The organism is Kitasatospora sp. NPDC058218 (assembly GCF_042882445.1).
Taxonomy (GTDB): Bacteria; Actinomycetota; Actinomycetes; order Streptomycetales; family Streptomycetaceae; genus Kitasatospora.
On sequence record NZ_JBHVWC010000038.1, the window covers coordinates 43,633 to 58,868 of the forward strand.

At 70.4% G+C, this 15,236-nt stretch carries 12 protein-coding genes; 7 read left to right on the top strand and 5 right to left on the bottom strand.

The annotated features are described in order from the left end of the window. The first annotated feature begins 83 nt into the window (after positions 1 to 83). The 7 genes from fxlM (at position 84) to ACFVYI_RS23660 (ending at position 8,084) form a co-directional block, all read left to right on the top strand. The gene (gene fxlM / locus ACFVYI_RS23630; RefSeq protein WP_387888780.1) at positions 84 to 1,298 is read left to right on the top strand and encodes a methyltransferase, FxLD system; all 1,215 of its coding nucleotides are present in this window, start codon (positions 84 to 86) and stop codon (positions 1,296 to 1,298) included. Between the two features lie 78 nt (positions 1,299 to 1,376). Further along, positions 1,377 to 1,568, top strand: coding sequence for an FxLD family lanthipeptide (locus ACFVYI_RS23635; RefSeq protein ID WP_387888781.1), 192 nt, complete (start codon positions 1,377 to 1,379; stop codon positions 1,566 to 1,568). Positions 1,569 to 1,647: 79 nt separating this feature from the next. Next, positions 1,648 to 4,680, top strand: a complete 3,033-nt coding sequence (locus ACFVYI_RS23640) for a lantibiotic dehydratase (protein ID WP_387888783.1) — start codon at positions 1,648 to 1,650, stop codon at positions 4,678 to 4,680. Continuing rightward, positions 4,677 to 5,822, top strand: coding sequence for a lanthionine synthetase C family protein (locus ACFVYI_RS23645; protein ID WP_387888785.1), 1,146 nt, complete (start codon positions 4,677 to 4,679; stop codon positions 5,820 to 5,822). Before ACFVYI_RS23640 ends, ACFVYI_RS23645 begins: the two co-directional genes overlap by 4 nt. 11 nt (positions 5,823 to 5,833) lie before the next feature. Continuing rightward, positions 5,834 to 6,781, top strand: coding sequence for a thiopeptide-type bacteriocin biosynthesis protein (locus tag ACFVYI_RS23650; RefSeq protein ID WP_387888788.1), 948 nt, complete (start codon positions 5,834 to 5,836; stop codon positions 6,779 to 6,781). Between the two features lie 124 nt (positions 6,782 to 6,905). Continuing rightward, on the top strand, positions 6,906 to 7,499 hold the full coding sequence (locus tag ACFVYI_RS23655; RefSeq protein ID WP_387888790.1) for an ATP-binding protein: 594 nt from the start codon (positions 6,906 to 6,908) through the stop codon (positions 7,497 to 7,499). A gap of 96 nt (positions 7,500 to 7,595) precedes the next feature. Then, positions 7,596 to 8,084: a hypothetical protein gene (locus ACFVYI_RS23660; protein WP_387888793.1), complete on the top strand. Its 489-nt coding sequence runs from the start codon at positions 7,596 to 7,598 to the stop codon at positions 8,082 to 8,084. A 53-nt stretch (positions 8,085 to 8,137) separates the two neighbouring features. Here ACFVYI_RS23660 and mobF read toward each other — a convergent pair whose 3' ends face one another. The 5 genes from mobF to ACFVYI_RS23685 form a co-directional block, all read right to left on the bottom strand. Next, positions 8,138 to 12,595, bottom strand: a complete 4,458-nt coding sequence (gene mobF, locus ACFVYI_RS23665; RefSeq protein ID WP_387888795.1) for a MobF family relaxase — start codon at positions 12,593 to 12,595, stop codon at positions 8,138 to 8,140. A 304-nt stretch (positions 12,596 to 12,899) separates the two neighbouring features. Continuing rightward, positions 12,900 to 13,901 carry a hypothetical protein gene (locus ACFVYI_RS23670; protein ID WP_387888797.1) on the bottom strand — a complete coding sequence of 334 codons (1,002 nt, stop codon included), beginning with the start codon at positions 13,899 to 13,901 and terminating at the stop codon, positions 12,900 to 12,902. 155 nt (positions 13,902 to 14,056) lie between these two features. Continuing rightward, complete coding sequence (locus ACFVYI_RS23675) at positions 14,057 to 14,230, bottom strand: hypothetical protein (RefSeq protein ID WP_387888800.1); 174 nt, start codon at positions 14,228 to 14,230, stop codon at positions 14,057 to 14,059. A 2-nt stretch (positions 14,231 to 14,232) separates the two neighbouring features. Next, a complete protein-coding gene (locus ACFVYI_RS23680) occupies positions 14,233 to 14,931 on the bottom strand; it encodes a hypothetical protein (RefSeq protein ID WP_387888802.1) in 699 nt (232 codons plus the stop codon). Beyond that, positions 14,928 to 15,206, bottom strand: a complete 279-nt coding sequence (locus ACFVYI_RS23685; protein ID WP_387888804.1) for a DUF6211 family protein — start codon at positions 15,204 to 15,206, stop codon at positions 14,928 to 14,930. The genes ACFVYI_RS23680 and ACFVYI_RS23685 overlap by 4 nt, the downstream gene beginning before the upstream one ends. Between the last annotated feature and the right edge of the window lie 30 nt (positions 15,207 to 15,236).

A 15,236-nucleotide genomic window follows, 5' to 3' on the forward strand; every position in this document is an offset into this window, starting at 1 on the left:
GACTCGCGAGTCCTCGTGTCCGTGCCGGTCCACCAACCCGCTCGACCATGCCCGGCGCAAACTCGCCCAAGAGGAGAACCAGCATGAACGACGTCCCCATCACGGAACAGCAGCTGCGCGACACCATGGTCCAGAGACTCATCGAGGTCGGGGCCGCCCGTGACCCTCGTGTCGTCGCCGCGTTCCGTGCCGTTCCCCGGCACCTGGCCACCCCGGAAGTGGAGGCCGCGAAGACGTACGAGGTCGAGACCGCCACCATCACCAAGACCGATGAGAACGGCGTGGACATCAGCTCCGTGTCGGCCCCCCGGATTCAGGCGATGCAGATCGAGCAGGCCGACATCAAGCCGGGGATGACGGTGCTGGAGATCGGCTCCAACGGCCCGAACGCCGCCTACTTCGCGGAGGTGACCGGCGAGGACGGGCACGTCGTCACCATGGACATCGACGCCGATGCCACCGCTCGCGCGGAGCAGTTCGTCAAGATCACCGGCTACCGGAACATCACCGTAGTCACGGGCGACGGCGAGCTCGGCGCACCCGAGCACGGTCCGTACGACCGCATCGTGGTCACCGTGCAGGCCGCCGACATCCCGCCGGCCTGGACCGAACAGCTCAAGGACGGCGGCCGACTCGTCGTGCCCCTCCGGATGCGCAGCATGACCCGCACGGTCGCGTTCGTCCGGGACGGTGATCGCCTGGTCAGCGATGGGTTCGAGCAGTGTGGCTTCGTCCCCATGCGCGGCGCAGGCGAGAACCGGATGCGCCTCGCAGTCCTCCACGACGAGGAAGGCGCCGAGGTCGCTCTCCGCCTCGACGGACACCCCGAGCCGGACACCGAGGCACTGCGTGCCGCGCTGCGTTCTCCGCGAGTGGAAGCGTGGTCCGGGGTGACTGTCGGCGGTGAGGAGTCGATGGAGCACCTGGACCTGTGGCTGACGACCGCCCTCGACAACCTCCCCCTTATGGCGGCCAAGCTCGCGGCACGGCAGCGAGGCGTCGTGGCCGTTGCGTCCCCGATCGGAATCCCGACGCTCGTGGACGGCGACAGCTTCGCCTACCGCCGCGCCCGCCCCACCGACCAGGACGACCGCTACGAGCTGGGCGCCATCGGGCACGGGCCCAACGGTCAGAAGGTCGCTGAGCGCCTGATCGAGGAGATCCAGGCGTGGAACGACGGGCACCGCAGCGACCGCGCTCACATCGAGGTCTTCCCGGCAGGCACGCCCGACGAGCAGCTTCCCGCGGGCCGAGTCATCGACCGGCCGCACACGCGGGTCACCATCTCCTGGCCGTGACGTTTCCGTCGTCGCCAGGTGGCACCACCAGCACGGTCCGCACAGTCCACTGATCCCTCAACACCGAGGAGACGCACGATGGCACCGCAGAACACCAGGTCCCTGCCGCAGACCGCGACGCCGTTCACGGCGGAGTCCGGGTCCGACTTCGATCTGAACATCGAGACTGTCTCGGCCCTTCCCGTGGCCGGCGCCCTGCTGAACGACACCGGCGACGGCTGCGGGGCCACCTGCCAGTCCGCCTGCTCGAACAGCACCTGCATCGGCTGATCCAGCCCCCGCCTGGGGTGGGTGGGCCGTCCACCAGCCCACCCACCCCAGGCACCACACCGGCGAAGGAGGAACAGCCATGTATCAAGTAGTTGACGCGGGCATGATCAGGGCATCGGTGTTTCCGCTGACCGCTTCGCCGCCCCCCTGTCCTGCCGCCGTTGCCGATCCCGTCGTGGACGCGGAGAACTGCGGCCGGTGGATCGAGCTGGTCTGGAGCGACAACCCGCGCGCCAGCGCCATCGAACTCGCCGCGCCGGTGCTGGCCGCCACCATCCGCAGAGCCCTTGGCGGCGGCATCCGGCCTTCTCGCATCCGTCGAGCCGCGCTCTCGCTCAACCGATACCTCCTTCGGATGCAGTTCCGCGCGACCCCGTTCGGGACCTTCGCGGGCCCCGCCCCCGTGCGCTTCGGCGAGTCCAGCACGGTGCGCTGGGGAACGGAGCACATCACGTTCGCCAGGGCCGACGCGACGTGGCTCCACGACGTGATCACCTCCCTGGAACAGGACCTAGAGGTATTGCGGCACCTGCACGTCGTCACCGATCCGACGTGCACCACCCGCGGCCGGCAAATCGCGGTCCCCCACCAGCCCGGCGCGAAGGGGCCTACCGAGACCACCCTTCGCCGCACCCGGGCCTCGGAGCTGACGCTTGCGTTGGCACAGTCGCCCACGCCGGTCAGCGAACTCGTGACCAAGCTCAACGCCGAATACCCCGACACCCCCGCGCAGGTCATCGAGGACATGGTGCGCAACCTAGTTGCCCACCGAGTCCTCCTCACCAACCTTCACGCCCCGATGACCGTTGACGACGCCCTCGGCCACCTGGTTGCCCAGTTGGATGAGGCCCACCGCGCTGGGGCGTCGGGCCCCGCGTTGCAGGTGAAGGCGGAGGAACTGCGCGGCGTCCACCGATTGCTCCACCAGCACGACCGCGCGCACCCGGACGAGCAGCCCGGCCTCCGCCAAGGGGTCGTCGCTGCGATGAACCGTTTCACCAGCGTCGACAACGGCAATCTTGCCGTGAACCTGCGACCGGACTGCGACGTCGTCCTCCCGCACGGGATCGCTGAGGAAGCGAGCCGGGCCCTGGAGGTCATCGCCCGCATCACGCCGTATCCGAACGGCTCTCCGGCTTGGCGTGACTACCTTGCCCGGTTCCTGGAGCGGTACAGCATGGGCACTCTCGTCCCGGTGAGGGAACTGACCGATCCTGACACGGGCCTCGGCTTTCCCGTCAGTTACCGCGGCACCGTCCTCTCCCGCCCCGTCCTCGCGACGACGCCGCGCGACGAGCATCTCCTGGCCATGGCCCAGAATGCCGCCCTGACCTCCTGCCGGGAGATCGTCCTCAGCAACGACGATATCGAGGCACTGTCCGTCGGCACGCCGACTCAGGTCCCCGCTCACGCGGAGTTCGTCTTCACCGTGCTCGCTCAGTCCCAGCAGGCGCTGAATGAAGGTCGCTTCACGCTCACCACTGTCGGACTCTCCCTCGCGGCCGGCATCACGACCGGGCGATTCCTGCCCATGCTCGAACGAGCAGACCTAGAGCGGGTATCCGCCGTGCACACCGGGTTGCCCACCTTGACCGAAGGTGCCGTCCGCGGGCAGGTCTCCGGCCCGCCGCTGAAGGTACCGGTCAACAACGTGAGCCGCTCGCCCATCGTCGCCCCCGAGCTGTTGTCCGTGGGTGAGCACAACCCCGCCGCGACCCTCGACCTGGATGACCTCGGCGTCGTCGCGGACTCCGGCCGTTTCTACCTCCTGTCGATCTCCACTGGGCGCGTCATCGAGCCGACGGTAATGAACGCCGTCGAGATGTCGAGCGGCACCCACCCGTTGATCCGGTTCGTCTGCGAGCTCGCTCGGTCGCACACCGCCGTTCTGATCCCGTTCTTCTGGGGAGTGGCCAGCCGACTGCCCTTCCTGCCCGAGGTCCGCGTGGGCCGCACCGTCCTCTCCGAAGCCCAGTGGCACTTGCGGCTGCGCGACCTCGGCGACGGGGACGACTGGCTGGAGCGCTTCATCAACTGGCGTTGCACCTACGGTGTGCCGCGTACGGTGTTCGTCGGCGCAACAGATCAGCGTCTCCGTCTCGACCTCGATGAGCCGGTCCACCAGGAACTCCTTCGCGTCGAGCTCCGACGGCAAGAACTGGCCGTCCTGCGCGAGGCCCCCGAAGAACGGTCCTACGGTTGGATCGGACGCGCTCACGAGGTCGCCGTGACGTTCGCATCCGACCAGAAGCCCACCCCCACACCTGTGGTCCGCGCCTCCACGAGCGAGGCATCGGCCCGGATGCCGGGGGGCCAGGGCTGGGCGTACGTGAAGCTCTACGGCAGCACGGCGCGTCTCCCCGAGGTACTGACCACCCACCTGCCCCGCCTCCTGGATGAGGGGTGGGACGTGCCTCCTCCGGCCTGGTTCATCCGCTATGCCGACCCTGACGCGCACCTCCGCCTGCGGCTGCACCTCCCCGGCTCCCTGGCGTTCGGAACCGCTGCGCAAACCGTCGCCCGCTGGGCGGCCGACCTCCGTCGGGAGGGCTTGATCCAGCGGGTGCAGTGGGACACCGACTACCCCGAGACAGGCCGTTACGGCACCGGTCGTGCGCTGGAGGCAGCGGAAGACTACTTCGTCGCCGACTCGACGGCAGCCGTCAGGCAACTGGCTCTGAAGGTGCCGACCGAACTTCAGCCCGCCGTCACGGCCGCATCCTTCGTGAATATCGCCACCGGCTTCCTCGGCTCCCGCGAGGCCGCCTGCACCTGGCTGATCCAACACCTTCTGCGCAGCGATGGCACGGCCGCACCGCACAACCTGCAAGCCCTCGCGCTACGACTTTCGGAGCCGGCCCGACGGTACGGCCTCACCGACCTAGATGGCGGGGACGCGGTGGCCGCCGCCTGGGAGGCGCGCGGCCAAGCGCTGAACCGCTACCGCCAAATGCTGGCAGGCGACAGCCCGGAGACCGTGCTGCCCTCTCTCCTGCACATGCACCACAACCGCGTCGCGGGTATCGACAGCACCGCAGAGGCGACCTGTCGCCGGATGGCCAGAGCCGCAGCCCTGGCCTGGACCCACTGCCCGGAAGGAGCTGTGGCGTGACGACCACCCTGCCGGCCACCGCCGACACCTTCCCCCGCCAGTCTCTCGCCCACGGTTCTCTCGGCACTGCCTTGCTCCAGATCGAGCGGGCCCGGCGGGGCACCGGGGAGTGGCAAGACGTGCACCGCACCCTCGCCGGGATCGGTCCCCTGGCCGACGGCCCGGAGGCGAACCTGTTCCTCGGCGCCCCCGCGATGGCCTTCGTCTTGCACCTCGCTGCCGACGGCACCGACCGGTACGCAGGCGCCTTGCACACCCTCGACGGAATCGTGGCCGAGCACACCAGGCAGCGGCTGTCCGCCGCACACGCCCGGATCGACGCCGGCCGCCGCCCCACGTTCGCGGAGTACGACCTCTTCCGCGGCCTGACCGGTATCGGGGCGCTACTGCTGCGGCGACAGCCCCGCGGCCCTGAGCTGAAAGGCGTCCTGGAGTACCTGGTCCGCCTGAGCGAACCTCTCACCGACGCGACGCACGGACCCCTGCCCGGCTGGTGGGTCGGCCACGCCCCTGCCAGCGACAAGACCGCCACGCCGGGCGGCCATGCCAACGCCGGGCTCGCACACGGCATCACGGGACCGCTCGCCCTCCTCTCTCTGGCCCTGCGCGCGGGCGTCACCGTGGACGGACACGAAGCAGCCATCCGGCGCATCTGCCGGTGGCTCGACCAAGTCCGACAGACCGATGCTCACGGCCTTCGCTGGCCCCGGTGGATCAGCCACCTTGGTGCCGCCCCCGTGCACGCAGCCGCCCCCGGCTGGTGCTACGGCACACCCGGAATCGCTCGTGCGCAGCAGCTCGCGGCCATCGTTCTTGAGGATGCGGACCGAAAGCGGATGGTCGAACGCACTCTGCTGCACTGCCTCGCCGACCCTCACCAGATCGACCTGGTCGCCGACCGCGGGCTCTGCCATGGCTTCGGGGGTGTTCTGCGTGCTGTCCAGCGCATTGCGGAAGACGCCGACACCCCGGCCAACTACCGCCACCGGTTCAACTTCCTCATCGGGCGGTTCGCGCTGGCTCCGGCCCCCGATGAGAACGGCCTCCTGGTCGGCAAGACGGGAGCTGCCCTCGCTTTCCAGGACGCCGAAGTCGGCGCCAACCCCCTGGGGCAGTGGGACGCCTGCCTCCTGCTGACGTGAGGAGTCCGGCCGTGCACCGCACAGACCGTCTGGAGGACGCGGTCCTGGCCGTTCTCGGCGGGGCCTCCGTCGAAGACTCCGCCCGAGCCGCCGACACGGAGCCCGCGCTCCTGTCCGAGGCCATCGAGCGCTACCAGGACGCCGGTCGGGCGGCGCTCGACGCCGAACCGTCCGGCTGGCAGCAGGCGAACATCCGCTTCACCGACTACCCGACCGGCCACCGGATCTTCCGCGCCTACCTCCTGCCGGCCCTTCGCACCGGGCCAATCGGTAGCTGGTGGTTCGTTCGCAAGCACCCTCACTGGCGGCTGCGCTACCTCCCCGCTCCGGGCACCACCGCCGAGGACGCCGTCCGCCACGTCGCCGAGGCGCTGGACAGCTCCGTCTCCTGGAACGTGACTGCCGAATGGAGTGCCTCGCCGTACGAACCAGAGGTCACCGCCTTCGGCGGCCCGGACGGAATAGCCCTCGCGCATGAGCTGTTCCACGCCGACAGCGTCGGCGTGCTCGACTACCTGGCAGAGGCGACTGACCAGCAAGCGGGGCTGGACACCAAGGCAGTTTCCCTCCTGGCCATGACGATGATGATGCGCTCGGCGGGCCTGGAGTTCGGCGAGCAGGGCGACGTGTGGGGGTTGGTCGAAGTACGGCGTCCGCTCACAGACGACGTCACCTCCGATCAGGTCAGCACCATGGTTGAGCCCATGCGCAGGCTCCTCTTGGCAGACGCTCAATCCCTTCTCGAATCCGAAGCGCTCGCGCACGTCCAGCCATGGATCAGTGGCCTGGAGACCGGGGGACGGGCGTACGAACAGGCGGCGGCGGCCGGAAAGCTCAGCCTTGGAATGCGCGGAATCCTCGCGCGGCACGTCATCTTCCACTGGAACCGGATGGGCTTCACCCTCCGCCAGCAATCCATCTGGTCCCGCGCAGCCCGAGAAGCGGTTCTCGGACGCTGAGCTGAGGGCGCTTCTCCAGCTGCCCCCACGGCGCGCTTCTCCTCGTCGCCACCAAGTAGGAACTCCCCCAACCAGCGCGATGGCCCGGACACTCGGGCCACTGCCCCGCCGGGAGGCGTCCACAATGCAGAAAGTCCCCACTGTGCCCCACAGTCACCTGAAACTGGCCGACACCCCCAATGCGGCCGGCTGGGCCAGGCTCCACACCCGTGATGTGCTGGGCCGCTGGCAGGTGCCTTCCGACCTGATCGACTCCATCCTGTTAGTGCTCTCGGAACTCGTCACCAACGCGATCCAGCACCCGAACGACGCGAAGCAGCCCGAACGGCTGACCTCTGCGGTGCTGTCCAAGGTGCAGCTGATCGGCCTGGACCTCCAGCTGCGCGGACCGACCGTCCTGGTACAGGTCACGGACAACGACACACGCCCCCCAGCGCCGAAGACTGTCGGCACCGATGCTGAGCGCGGACGCGGACTCTTCCTGGTCGAGCACATGAGCAGCCGATGGGGGTACTACCACCCGCCGAACGGTGGCAAGACCGTCTGGGCCGAGGTCCGCCCCGGCACCACAGCACCGAGACCTCGGACAGCAACCGCCAGAGAACCGTCGAACCGGGCAGGACGGCCACGGCCGTGCGAGCCCATCACCGACGAACACCTTCCCGTCGACGACCCGCACCTCATGGGCCGCGTCCTGGTAGCACTCCGCCAAATCTGATGCCGCTGCCCCGCAGCGAACTGACCCGCGACGACCATCCGTGCTCCAGCCCTTTTGCTTCTGCCCCCGTCTACCTTCTTCACGAGGAGCTTCACCATGCAGCCGGCCGATTCGGACCTGCCCGCCGATTCCGCGTTGCGCGACCAGATCGACGCCGCGACTGCCGAGAGCGATGCCTTCCTGACCGCCAGAGGGGCCTCTGCCCCGGTGTTCATGGGCCGGCCAGCCTGGCAGCGCTCAGCCATGGAAGCCCTCATGGCCGCAGTCTGGTCCGGGACGGCGCGGCTGTGCGTGCACGTCAGGCCGGACCGGCTCGTCTCGACGCCGACCGTGGTCTGGGTCGAGGCGCCGGAGACGGTCTGCTGCCCGCCGTGCGATTTGGCGCGCAGGCTGGAGGAGGCGCGTACCTGCCAGGGTTGCGGGACCCGGGGCTCGCTTACCGGCGGTACTGAGTGCGCGGTGCCGGCCGGGCCGATGTCCGTCACCGCGCTCTGGTGCCAAGCATGCACGCCGCCGACAGCCCCGTCGGATGCAGGCCGCCGTGGCCGTACCGGTAAGAAGCGTTCTCGCAGGCGTGGTCGTTGAAGGCTGCCGTGACGCTGGGCGTTCGCCACCGACACTGCTCAGACCGGATCGGACTACACCGGCAGTGCGTCCTGCACGTTGTCCGGCGGGATGCTGTTGTGCGGGTAGTCCGTCGTGGTCCGGTGGCCGTACGGGGATTCGGGCTGCGGTGGGGTCGGTGCTGCTGCTTCCGCGGGCTCTGCGCTCTGCCCGTTGCGGTCGGCCCGCACGGTCAGTTCCTCCCGGAGGCCGGACGCCCGGCCGTCGGCGTTGCGCGCGGTGCGGCGTGCCTTGGTCGCCTCGGTGCGGAGGGCCTTGGCTGCCTCGGCGTCCTTGTCCTTGGCTCGTCGCAGTAGGGCGGCCTTCGTTGCCTGTGGCAGGTCGGCTTCGGTGAGCACGGCTTCGTGCTCACCGGCGGGCCCGGCCTGGGGGGCGACTTCGCGGAGCCGTTCCTTCGCGTTCTCCAGCTCCTGTTCGGTCGTGTGGCGCGTGCGGACGAGGTCTTCGCGTTCTGTCTCGGCGGCGGTCCGCTGGTCACCGCGCAGGACGGGACGACCGAACCGTCCGGTGGCGGCCAGCTGCTGCTCGATCCCGCCGATGCGGGCCTGGGTGCCGTGCAGCCGGGTGGTGTGTTCGGCGATGACCTCTTCGAGGGCGCGCACGTCGCGGATCGCCTCGGCGCGTCCGGCGACGTCTTGGTGCCGGCGGCTGAGCGCGAGCACGTTGGGGCCCGTCCCGGCGGTCGCGGTCTGCTCGGCGCGGTCTGCGGCGTCCTCTGCCTTCTCGGCGGCCGTCCTGGTGGCACGTGCTGCTGCTGCGGCCTTGCGCGCGGCGTCGCGCAGGGCCTCGCTGGTGAGGTGGGCGTAGGGACGGGCGGCGGCCGGCTGCCGGGGCTCGGAGGCTGCGGGCGGCGTCGCGGCTCGGTTGGCGGCGCCGGTGGCACGGCGGGGTCCGGGCTTCGGAGCGGTCTCCTCGTTGTCGTCCTGCTCGGGGGTGTCGCCGGTGCCGGGGGCGCGCGGGATCGGCAGGTTGGGGACGATGTGCCGGACGTGGGCGGGGACGGCGGCCGTCGGGAGTTCGGTGAGGATCATGCGTTCCTCGGTGCCGGTCTCGATCTCGCGGATGAGGCCCGCGACCGCCCGGTCAAGCTGTTCCTGGTCGGTGAGCGCTTCGCCTGCGCGGGCGCGGTCGGCGTCGGTCTCGTAGACGGACAGCGGGAGGAAGAGGTGCGTCTCCTTCTTGTCGCGGCTCATCATCGTGTAGAGGGCGTTGGCCTGCGCGCCGGGACCGTAGACCAGGGCTTCCTGCACGCTGAGGCCCTGGCTCTTGTGGCCGGTGATGGCGTATCCGAGGCTGAGGCCGCCGTGGGCGATGTAGTCGGCGTCCACCCATTCGGCGACGTCGCGGTGGCCGTCCTCGGTCTTCGCCCTCCACTCGACCAGGACCCGGCGGTCCTCGTCCACCGCGACCACCAGTCCGCGGAGCCCGTTCAGGACGTCCTCGTGCGCTCCCCGGCTCCGCTTGCTCCGATAGTCGTTGGACCGCAGGAGGACCTGGTCGCCTACGGAGAGGGCGAGTTCACCGCCGCCGGCCAGGGCGAAGAGGTGTTCCGGGCCGGTGAGAGCGCCGCTGGCCTTTCGCAGGGCCCGGGCCCCGACGTTGAGTTCCTCCACGATCTCGTTGGTGGCCGCGAGCATGAGCAGCTGCTGCACGGCGGTGTGGTCGTCGGTGTGCGCGGCGCGCTTGTCGGCCCAGACCGTGAGCATCGCGGCGAGCGCCTCGTCCTTGTCGGCGAGGGCGTGCACGCGGCCGGTTCCGGCGAACGTGCGGAGCGCGTCCGTGCGGTGGTCGTCGCGCCACAGGGCGAGTGCCCGGCGCTCGATCGTGTCCCGTTGCCGGAAGTTCTCCGTGAGGCTGAGCCCGCCCACGATGCTGTGGATGGCGGCGAAGGACCCGCCGATGCCCGGCGAGTGCAGCTGCTTGGGGTCGCCGACGGTCACGATCTTCGTGCCGGTCGTGGCGGCGTGGGCCAGCAATTCGGCGATGTCGCGGTCATCGCACATCGCGGCCTCGTCCACGACCAGCACGTCAACGCCGGTGAGGCCGGGGCCGCCGGTGCGGATGCCGGTGAGCCAGGAGGCGAGGGTGCGGGAGGTGATGCCAGCTTCCGCCTTGAGGTTCGCGGCGGCGACGGCGGCGGTGCTCGCGCCGGCGATGACGAGTCCGTTGGCCTCCCACGCGGCCCTCGCGGTGTTCATGATGGTGGTCTTGCCCGCGCCTGCGATGCCTTCGACCGCGTCGATGCCGTGGCCTGCGGTCAGCAGCCGTTCGAGGACGGCGCGCTGTTCGGCGGAGAACTCGAACTCGCCGCCGTGCTGGGCTTCGACGGCGGACAGGGTCATGGCGACGGTGTCGCCGGTGACAACGGCTGCCTGCTCGTTGAGGCGGTTGGTGGCCTCGGTGACGATGAGCGCTTCGGCAGCGACCACGTCGGCTGTGGTGTAGCGGTCGGCGTGGGTGAAGTGCTGGGCGCCCTTCGGCTTCAACTTGACCGCGTACCCGGCGTGCAGCAGGACGGAGGTGGTGAGCTGCTCGGCTTCGTCCGCGTCGGCGACGCCGTACGGGAGGGCGTCCAGGACGGCGGCGATGGCGGCGGCGTGGGTGAAGTCCTTGCTGTGGCTGGTCAGGCCGGTCTTGGGGTCGAAGACCTGGGCGCACAGCTGGTCCAGGTCCGGGTTCTGGCCCATCCGGTCCTGTTCGATGGCGCTGGCCGTGATGGCGTCGGGGTCGTCACCGGCGGCGCGGCCCTCGGCCTGCCAGTAGGCGCGCAGGACGTCGTCCTCGACTCCGGCGGCTTCGCCGTTCTTCGCGGCCTTGGACGCGGCGGAGGCGGCGGTGCGCTCGCGGGTGGTGGCGCTGTCGTAGTCGATGCCCAACTTGCTGAGCAGGTCCCGTACCTGGCTGTCACGCTTGCTGAACAGGCGGATGGTGGCTTCGGGGATCGCCGCGATCTCCCACGCGCCGGTCCGCTCCTCCCGGCGGAAGCTGATGCCGAAGGTGTCGGTCAGCTCGCGGCGGATGCGGGCGTTCATGAGGGACTGCGTCGCGCGGGCGTGCCGGTGCAGGTCGCGGCCTCCGCCGGCCACGGTGGACCACTGGCCGTCCTCGGTGCTCCTGACCATGTTGGCCAGGGTGAAGTGCAGGTGGAAGTGGGGGTCGCCGAACGGGGCGCCGTCTACGGGCCGGGCGGCGCGGTGCACCATCATCCAGCCGGAGAAGCCGCTGGTGGGCACGGTTTCCGCCTCGGCGCCGTCACCGTGCCGACCGCGCATCGCGTAGGCGGTCCACCGTTCCAGCGCGCTGATGGACTCGCGGCCGGCTGCGGTGTAGATGCCCTCGACCTGGGCGGCGATCTCCTCGGGCGCGTAGGCGAGGAACGCGGACTTGGACTTGGCGAGGTCGAGGGTGACGTCCGCGCCGAACCGTCCGACCTGCACTCGCCCTTCGAGCAGGGCGGCCCTGATCTCCTCGGCGTCCCACACCTCTTCGGGTGCGAGCCCGGCGGCCTTGGCCATGGCGACGGCTTCGCGGACGTCCATGGGCAGGTCGCGGAGGCGGCGGCGGCCTTCGCCTGCGGTCTGGGTGTACCGGCGCTGCATGGAGGCGGCGGTGAACAGGTCGGCGGGCTGCTGCCCGGTCTCGGCGGCGCGGGCCTGGACGGCGCGCAGGAGCGGGCGGGCGTCCAGGCGGCCACCGGCTTCGGCGGCCATGGCCTTCTGCAGGGCGTCTTCGCCGTAGAGGTCGACGGCGTCGACTCCGACCGCACCGGCGAGCTTGAGCAGGGTGGAGGCCGGGACGCGGTGGGATTCGCCGAACCGCTGGAGCTGGTTCTCCATCCTGCGGAAGGCGTCCTTCTTCCGCTCGGAGTCCAGCAGGCTGGCGGGGTTCATGCCGCGTTCGGCGGCGGTGCGGCGGATGGCGCGGACCAGCGGGGCGGCGGGCAGCTTCGCGGCGGGGGCGATGGCGAGCTTGGGTTCCACGAGGGTCTTGCCGGTGTTCGGGTCCTCGCCGTGCATGAGCCTGCGGGCGGCGTTGAAGTCCGCGGGGGCGAGGATGCTGCCGGGGGTGATGCCGAATTCGTTGAGGCCGCTGCCGATCCACACGAGGGGCCGTTCGCTGGCGTCGAGGTGGTAGTCCACCTGTCCGTCGGTGGCCGGGCGCGGGAGGTCCTGGTCGTCGTACAGGTCGCGGGCGTTGAGGCCGGCTGCGGCGGCGAGCTCGACGGCGTCGAAGCCGGTGAACCTCGGGTTCTGCGCGTTCCGCAGTTGGGTGCGGGCCCGGAAGAACGCCTTCTTGGCCTCGGTGGTGCCGAGCAGTGCGGCGACGGTGGTCCCGGCTGCCTCGGCCCTGGCCTCGATGGCGGCGATGAGCGGCGCGGCGTCGACCAGCACCGGCTTCCCGCAGCCGTGGCCGCCGGTGAGGCGGTATTCAATCTGCTCGTCGGAGGGGCCGATCATGGTCACCCAAGCCATCGGCCCGCTCACCCCCCGTGCTCTTCCGGTCAGATCCGGTCGTCTTTGAGGATTGTATCGTCACGAAGTGACGATACCTTGGTCCTCAAAATTCAAGATCATGATCAGCTTGGGGAAGGTCGGGCACTCGTGGGGGCCTGGTCGCTGCTGCGGATCGGGCTCGTTCGAGGCCGGGGTGCTGTCGGACTGTTACCTCGGGAGGCGGTCTGGCATCGAGGTGAGGTTGGCCTGGGCGTCACGGTCGGCGTGCGGTCCTGGCCTGCGGCTGGGCCTGGTGTTCGGCTGGGGGTGCCGCTGGGTCGGATCAGGCGGCTGGCGGGCATGCCGTGGCCTCGGACTGCGGAACGGTCGGCTGCGGCGGTTGCGAGCGGGCGTCCTCCTCGTGCCAGACCGCACCGAGGGCCTGCACAGCCGCCTCCAGTCGGGCTACCGCCTGGTGCCACACGCCGTCACCGGGGTCGGACAGGTCCCACTGGGTGGCGGCACTCACCAAGCTCCGCGCGTCCTGCTCAACCTGGTCGCACCGCAGCCCCAGGGCCCTCGCCACCACGCGCACCGCGCCCAGCTCGGCGACGAGGTCGGTGGCCACCGGCTCGATGGCTTCCTTCGCCGTGCGCAGGGTCGCCCGCAGCGCGGACTCGCACTCCTCGGTGTCGCGGCGCGGCGGCTCCACCTGTGCCTCGTCGGATGTAAGCCGGTCCCCGGTGCCCGGGTCGAAGAACGGGCCGAGGCTCTGGGCCCACCGGGCTCTCATCGCCTGCCAGCCGGCAGCCGCGTCCGCAGCCGCCCGGCGCTGCTGACGGCTGGTCTCCACCAGTCGGCTGGCACACCGGGCCACCTGTGCCACTGCTGCGGCTGCGGCCGTGGCGGCGGCCTCCTGCTGCGGGCCGAAGGACTGCTCAGCTGCTTCCGCGGCCTGGTCGTCGGTGATCGGCCACGCCCGCTGGATCGTGTCGTATTCGCGGAGCTGCTCGCGCTTCCACTCCCGCAGCAGGTCGGCGGGGTAGTGCGCAGGGGTCTCGTCGACTTCGGCTGCGTCTTCGATACACAGGGGCAGGAGGTTCCCGGCGCTGCGGTTGTCGGCTTCGGTCATCTGCGGGTTCCATCGCGGACCGCCCTGGCGCCGCGCGTGGATGTGGGCGATGCGACTGTTGAGGATCGTCTCCCCGGTCTCGTTGTTCATCCGGTAGAGCGGTCTCGGGCATTCGGGCTTGCCGCACCGGAAGGCCGTGGCGTAGAGCTGTTTTACCGTCGCTTCGGTCGGCGGTCGGTGCTCGGTCTGGGCCGGTCGCGTGTGCCCGGTCATCGGAGGTCGCCTTCTGCGTCGGCCTGATGGGTCCGCGTGTCCAACGACGGCGGATGCCTGCGGGATACGGGGTGGCTGGCAAAGCAAAGGCCCCCGCTCCATGGGCTGGAGCGGGGGACCTTCCGGTGCCACCGGGTGGGCTGGGGCCAGCTGAACTAGGTCAGCGGCCACTCGCCGGGCGGTACGGGTGCCTGGCGCTGGGCTTCGCGCACGGCCTCGTCAGTGCCGCACGTGGTGCAGATCGGGACGTCTCGGTCGGTGGTCACCCGGGAGCGGGCGGGCCGTTCGCCGAGCGGGCCGCCGCAGCGCGGACAGCGGGGGTCGGTCACGGTCAGTCCCCCTCGGGGTGGGCGCGGGCCGATTTGAGGATGTTGTTCCAGGTCGGCCGGGAGTAGGGCTTCGCCCCTTGCTCCTGGAGCAGGGGGATCAGCTCGGCGTTCGTGGCCTTGGGGTTGGCGGCGAGGGCCTGCCGGGCGAGGGTGAGTCGTTCGTCCCCCTGGTACGGGTAGGCCACCCGGGAGCCGGTGCCGGTGGGGCGTCCGCCGGCGTGGCCGCGGCCCTTGCGGTCGGCGAGGTACTGCCACAGCCGCCAGCGCTTCCACTTCGGGCGGCGGCGGGTCGGCAGCTCGTCCCAATCGTCGGGGTCGGGCCAGCCCTCCGGCGGGGCCTTGACGTAGTGGGAGACGGTGGTGGAGTCGGCGAAGCCACAGATCTTCGCGGCCTCGGCCGGGCCCACCATCTCCTCCGGGTCGCCGTCCAGCTTCGGCGCGTTGGTGGTGTTCGCGGCGGCGCGGCTTCGCTGGAGCTCGTGGTGCCACGTCGCCCACTCGACGCCGTCCCAGTGCATGACACCGTCGATGATCTCGGCGGCCGGGTGCCCGTTGCTCTCCCTGTCCACCCAAAGGTTCTGGAGGGTGGATTCGCTGAGGCCGTGGACCCTGCGCAGGTCCGTGCGTGAGTAGCGCGTGCGGCCGGTCTTGGCGGGCACGGTCGCCTCCTGTTGGTGGTCGTGGTCGTTCGGGGTGGTCACTGGGTCTCGTCCGGCTCGGGGACGGGCGTCCAGGTGCGGCTTCCCGTGGGTTCGAGCCGGGTGAGGGTGGCTATCTCTGCCAGGGGGACGGCGGCGGCCCAGTCGTCGTGGGCGGGGTGGCCCACGGGGAGGTTGAGCACGAGGTGCCGGCCGGTACGGGGGAAGTCCTCAACGAGGACGTAGCTGTCGGTGGACTTGGCGCCGATGCTGTTACCGCCCCTGAGCTGGACGGTGTCCCCGGGTTGGGGACAGTCGGCGTGCCGGTCGCATAGCATGGGGTGGTCTTTCTGGTGAGAGACACCGGA

Excerpts from the sequence above, each read along its gene's own strand:
- fxlM (WP_387888780.1), top strand. The coding sequence starts at position 84 with ATGAACGACGTCCCCATCACGGAACAGCAGCTGCGCGACACCATGGTC.
- ACFVYI_RS23640 (WP_387888783.1), top strand. The coding sequence starts at position 1,648 with ATGTATCAAGTAGTTGACGCGGGCATGATCAGGGCATCGGTGTTTCCG.
- mobF (WP_387888795.1), bottom strand. The coding sequence starts at position 12,595 with ATGGCTTGGGTGACCATGATCGGCCCCTCCGACGAGCAGATTGAATAC.
- ACFVYI_RS23655 (WP_387888790.1), top strand. The coding sequence starts at position 6,906 with ATGCAGAAAGTCCCCACTGTGCCCCACAGTCACCTGAAACTGGCCGAC.
- ACFVYI_RS23660 (WP_387888793.1), top strand. The coding sequence starts at position 7,596 with ATGCAGCCGGCCGATTCGGACCTGCCCGCCGATTCCGCGTTGCGCGAC.
- ACFVYI_RS23685 (WP_387888804.1), bottom strand. The coding sequence starts at position 15,206 with ATGCTATGCGACCGGCACGCCGACTGTCCCCAACCCGGGGACACCGTC.
- ACFVYI_RS23670 (WP_387888797.1), bottom strand. The coding sequence starts at position 13,901 with ATGACCGGGCACACGCGACCGGCCCAGACCGAGCACCGACCGCCGACC.
- ACFVYI_RS23635 (WP_387888781.1), top strand. The coding sequence starts at position 1,377 with ATGGCACCGCAGAACACCAGGTCCCTGCCGCAGACCGCGACGCCGTTC.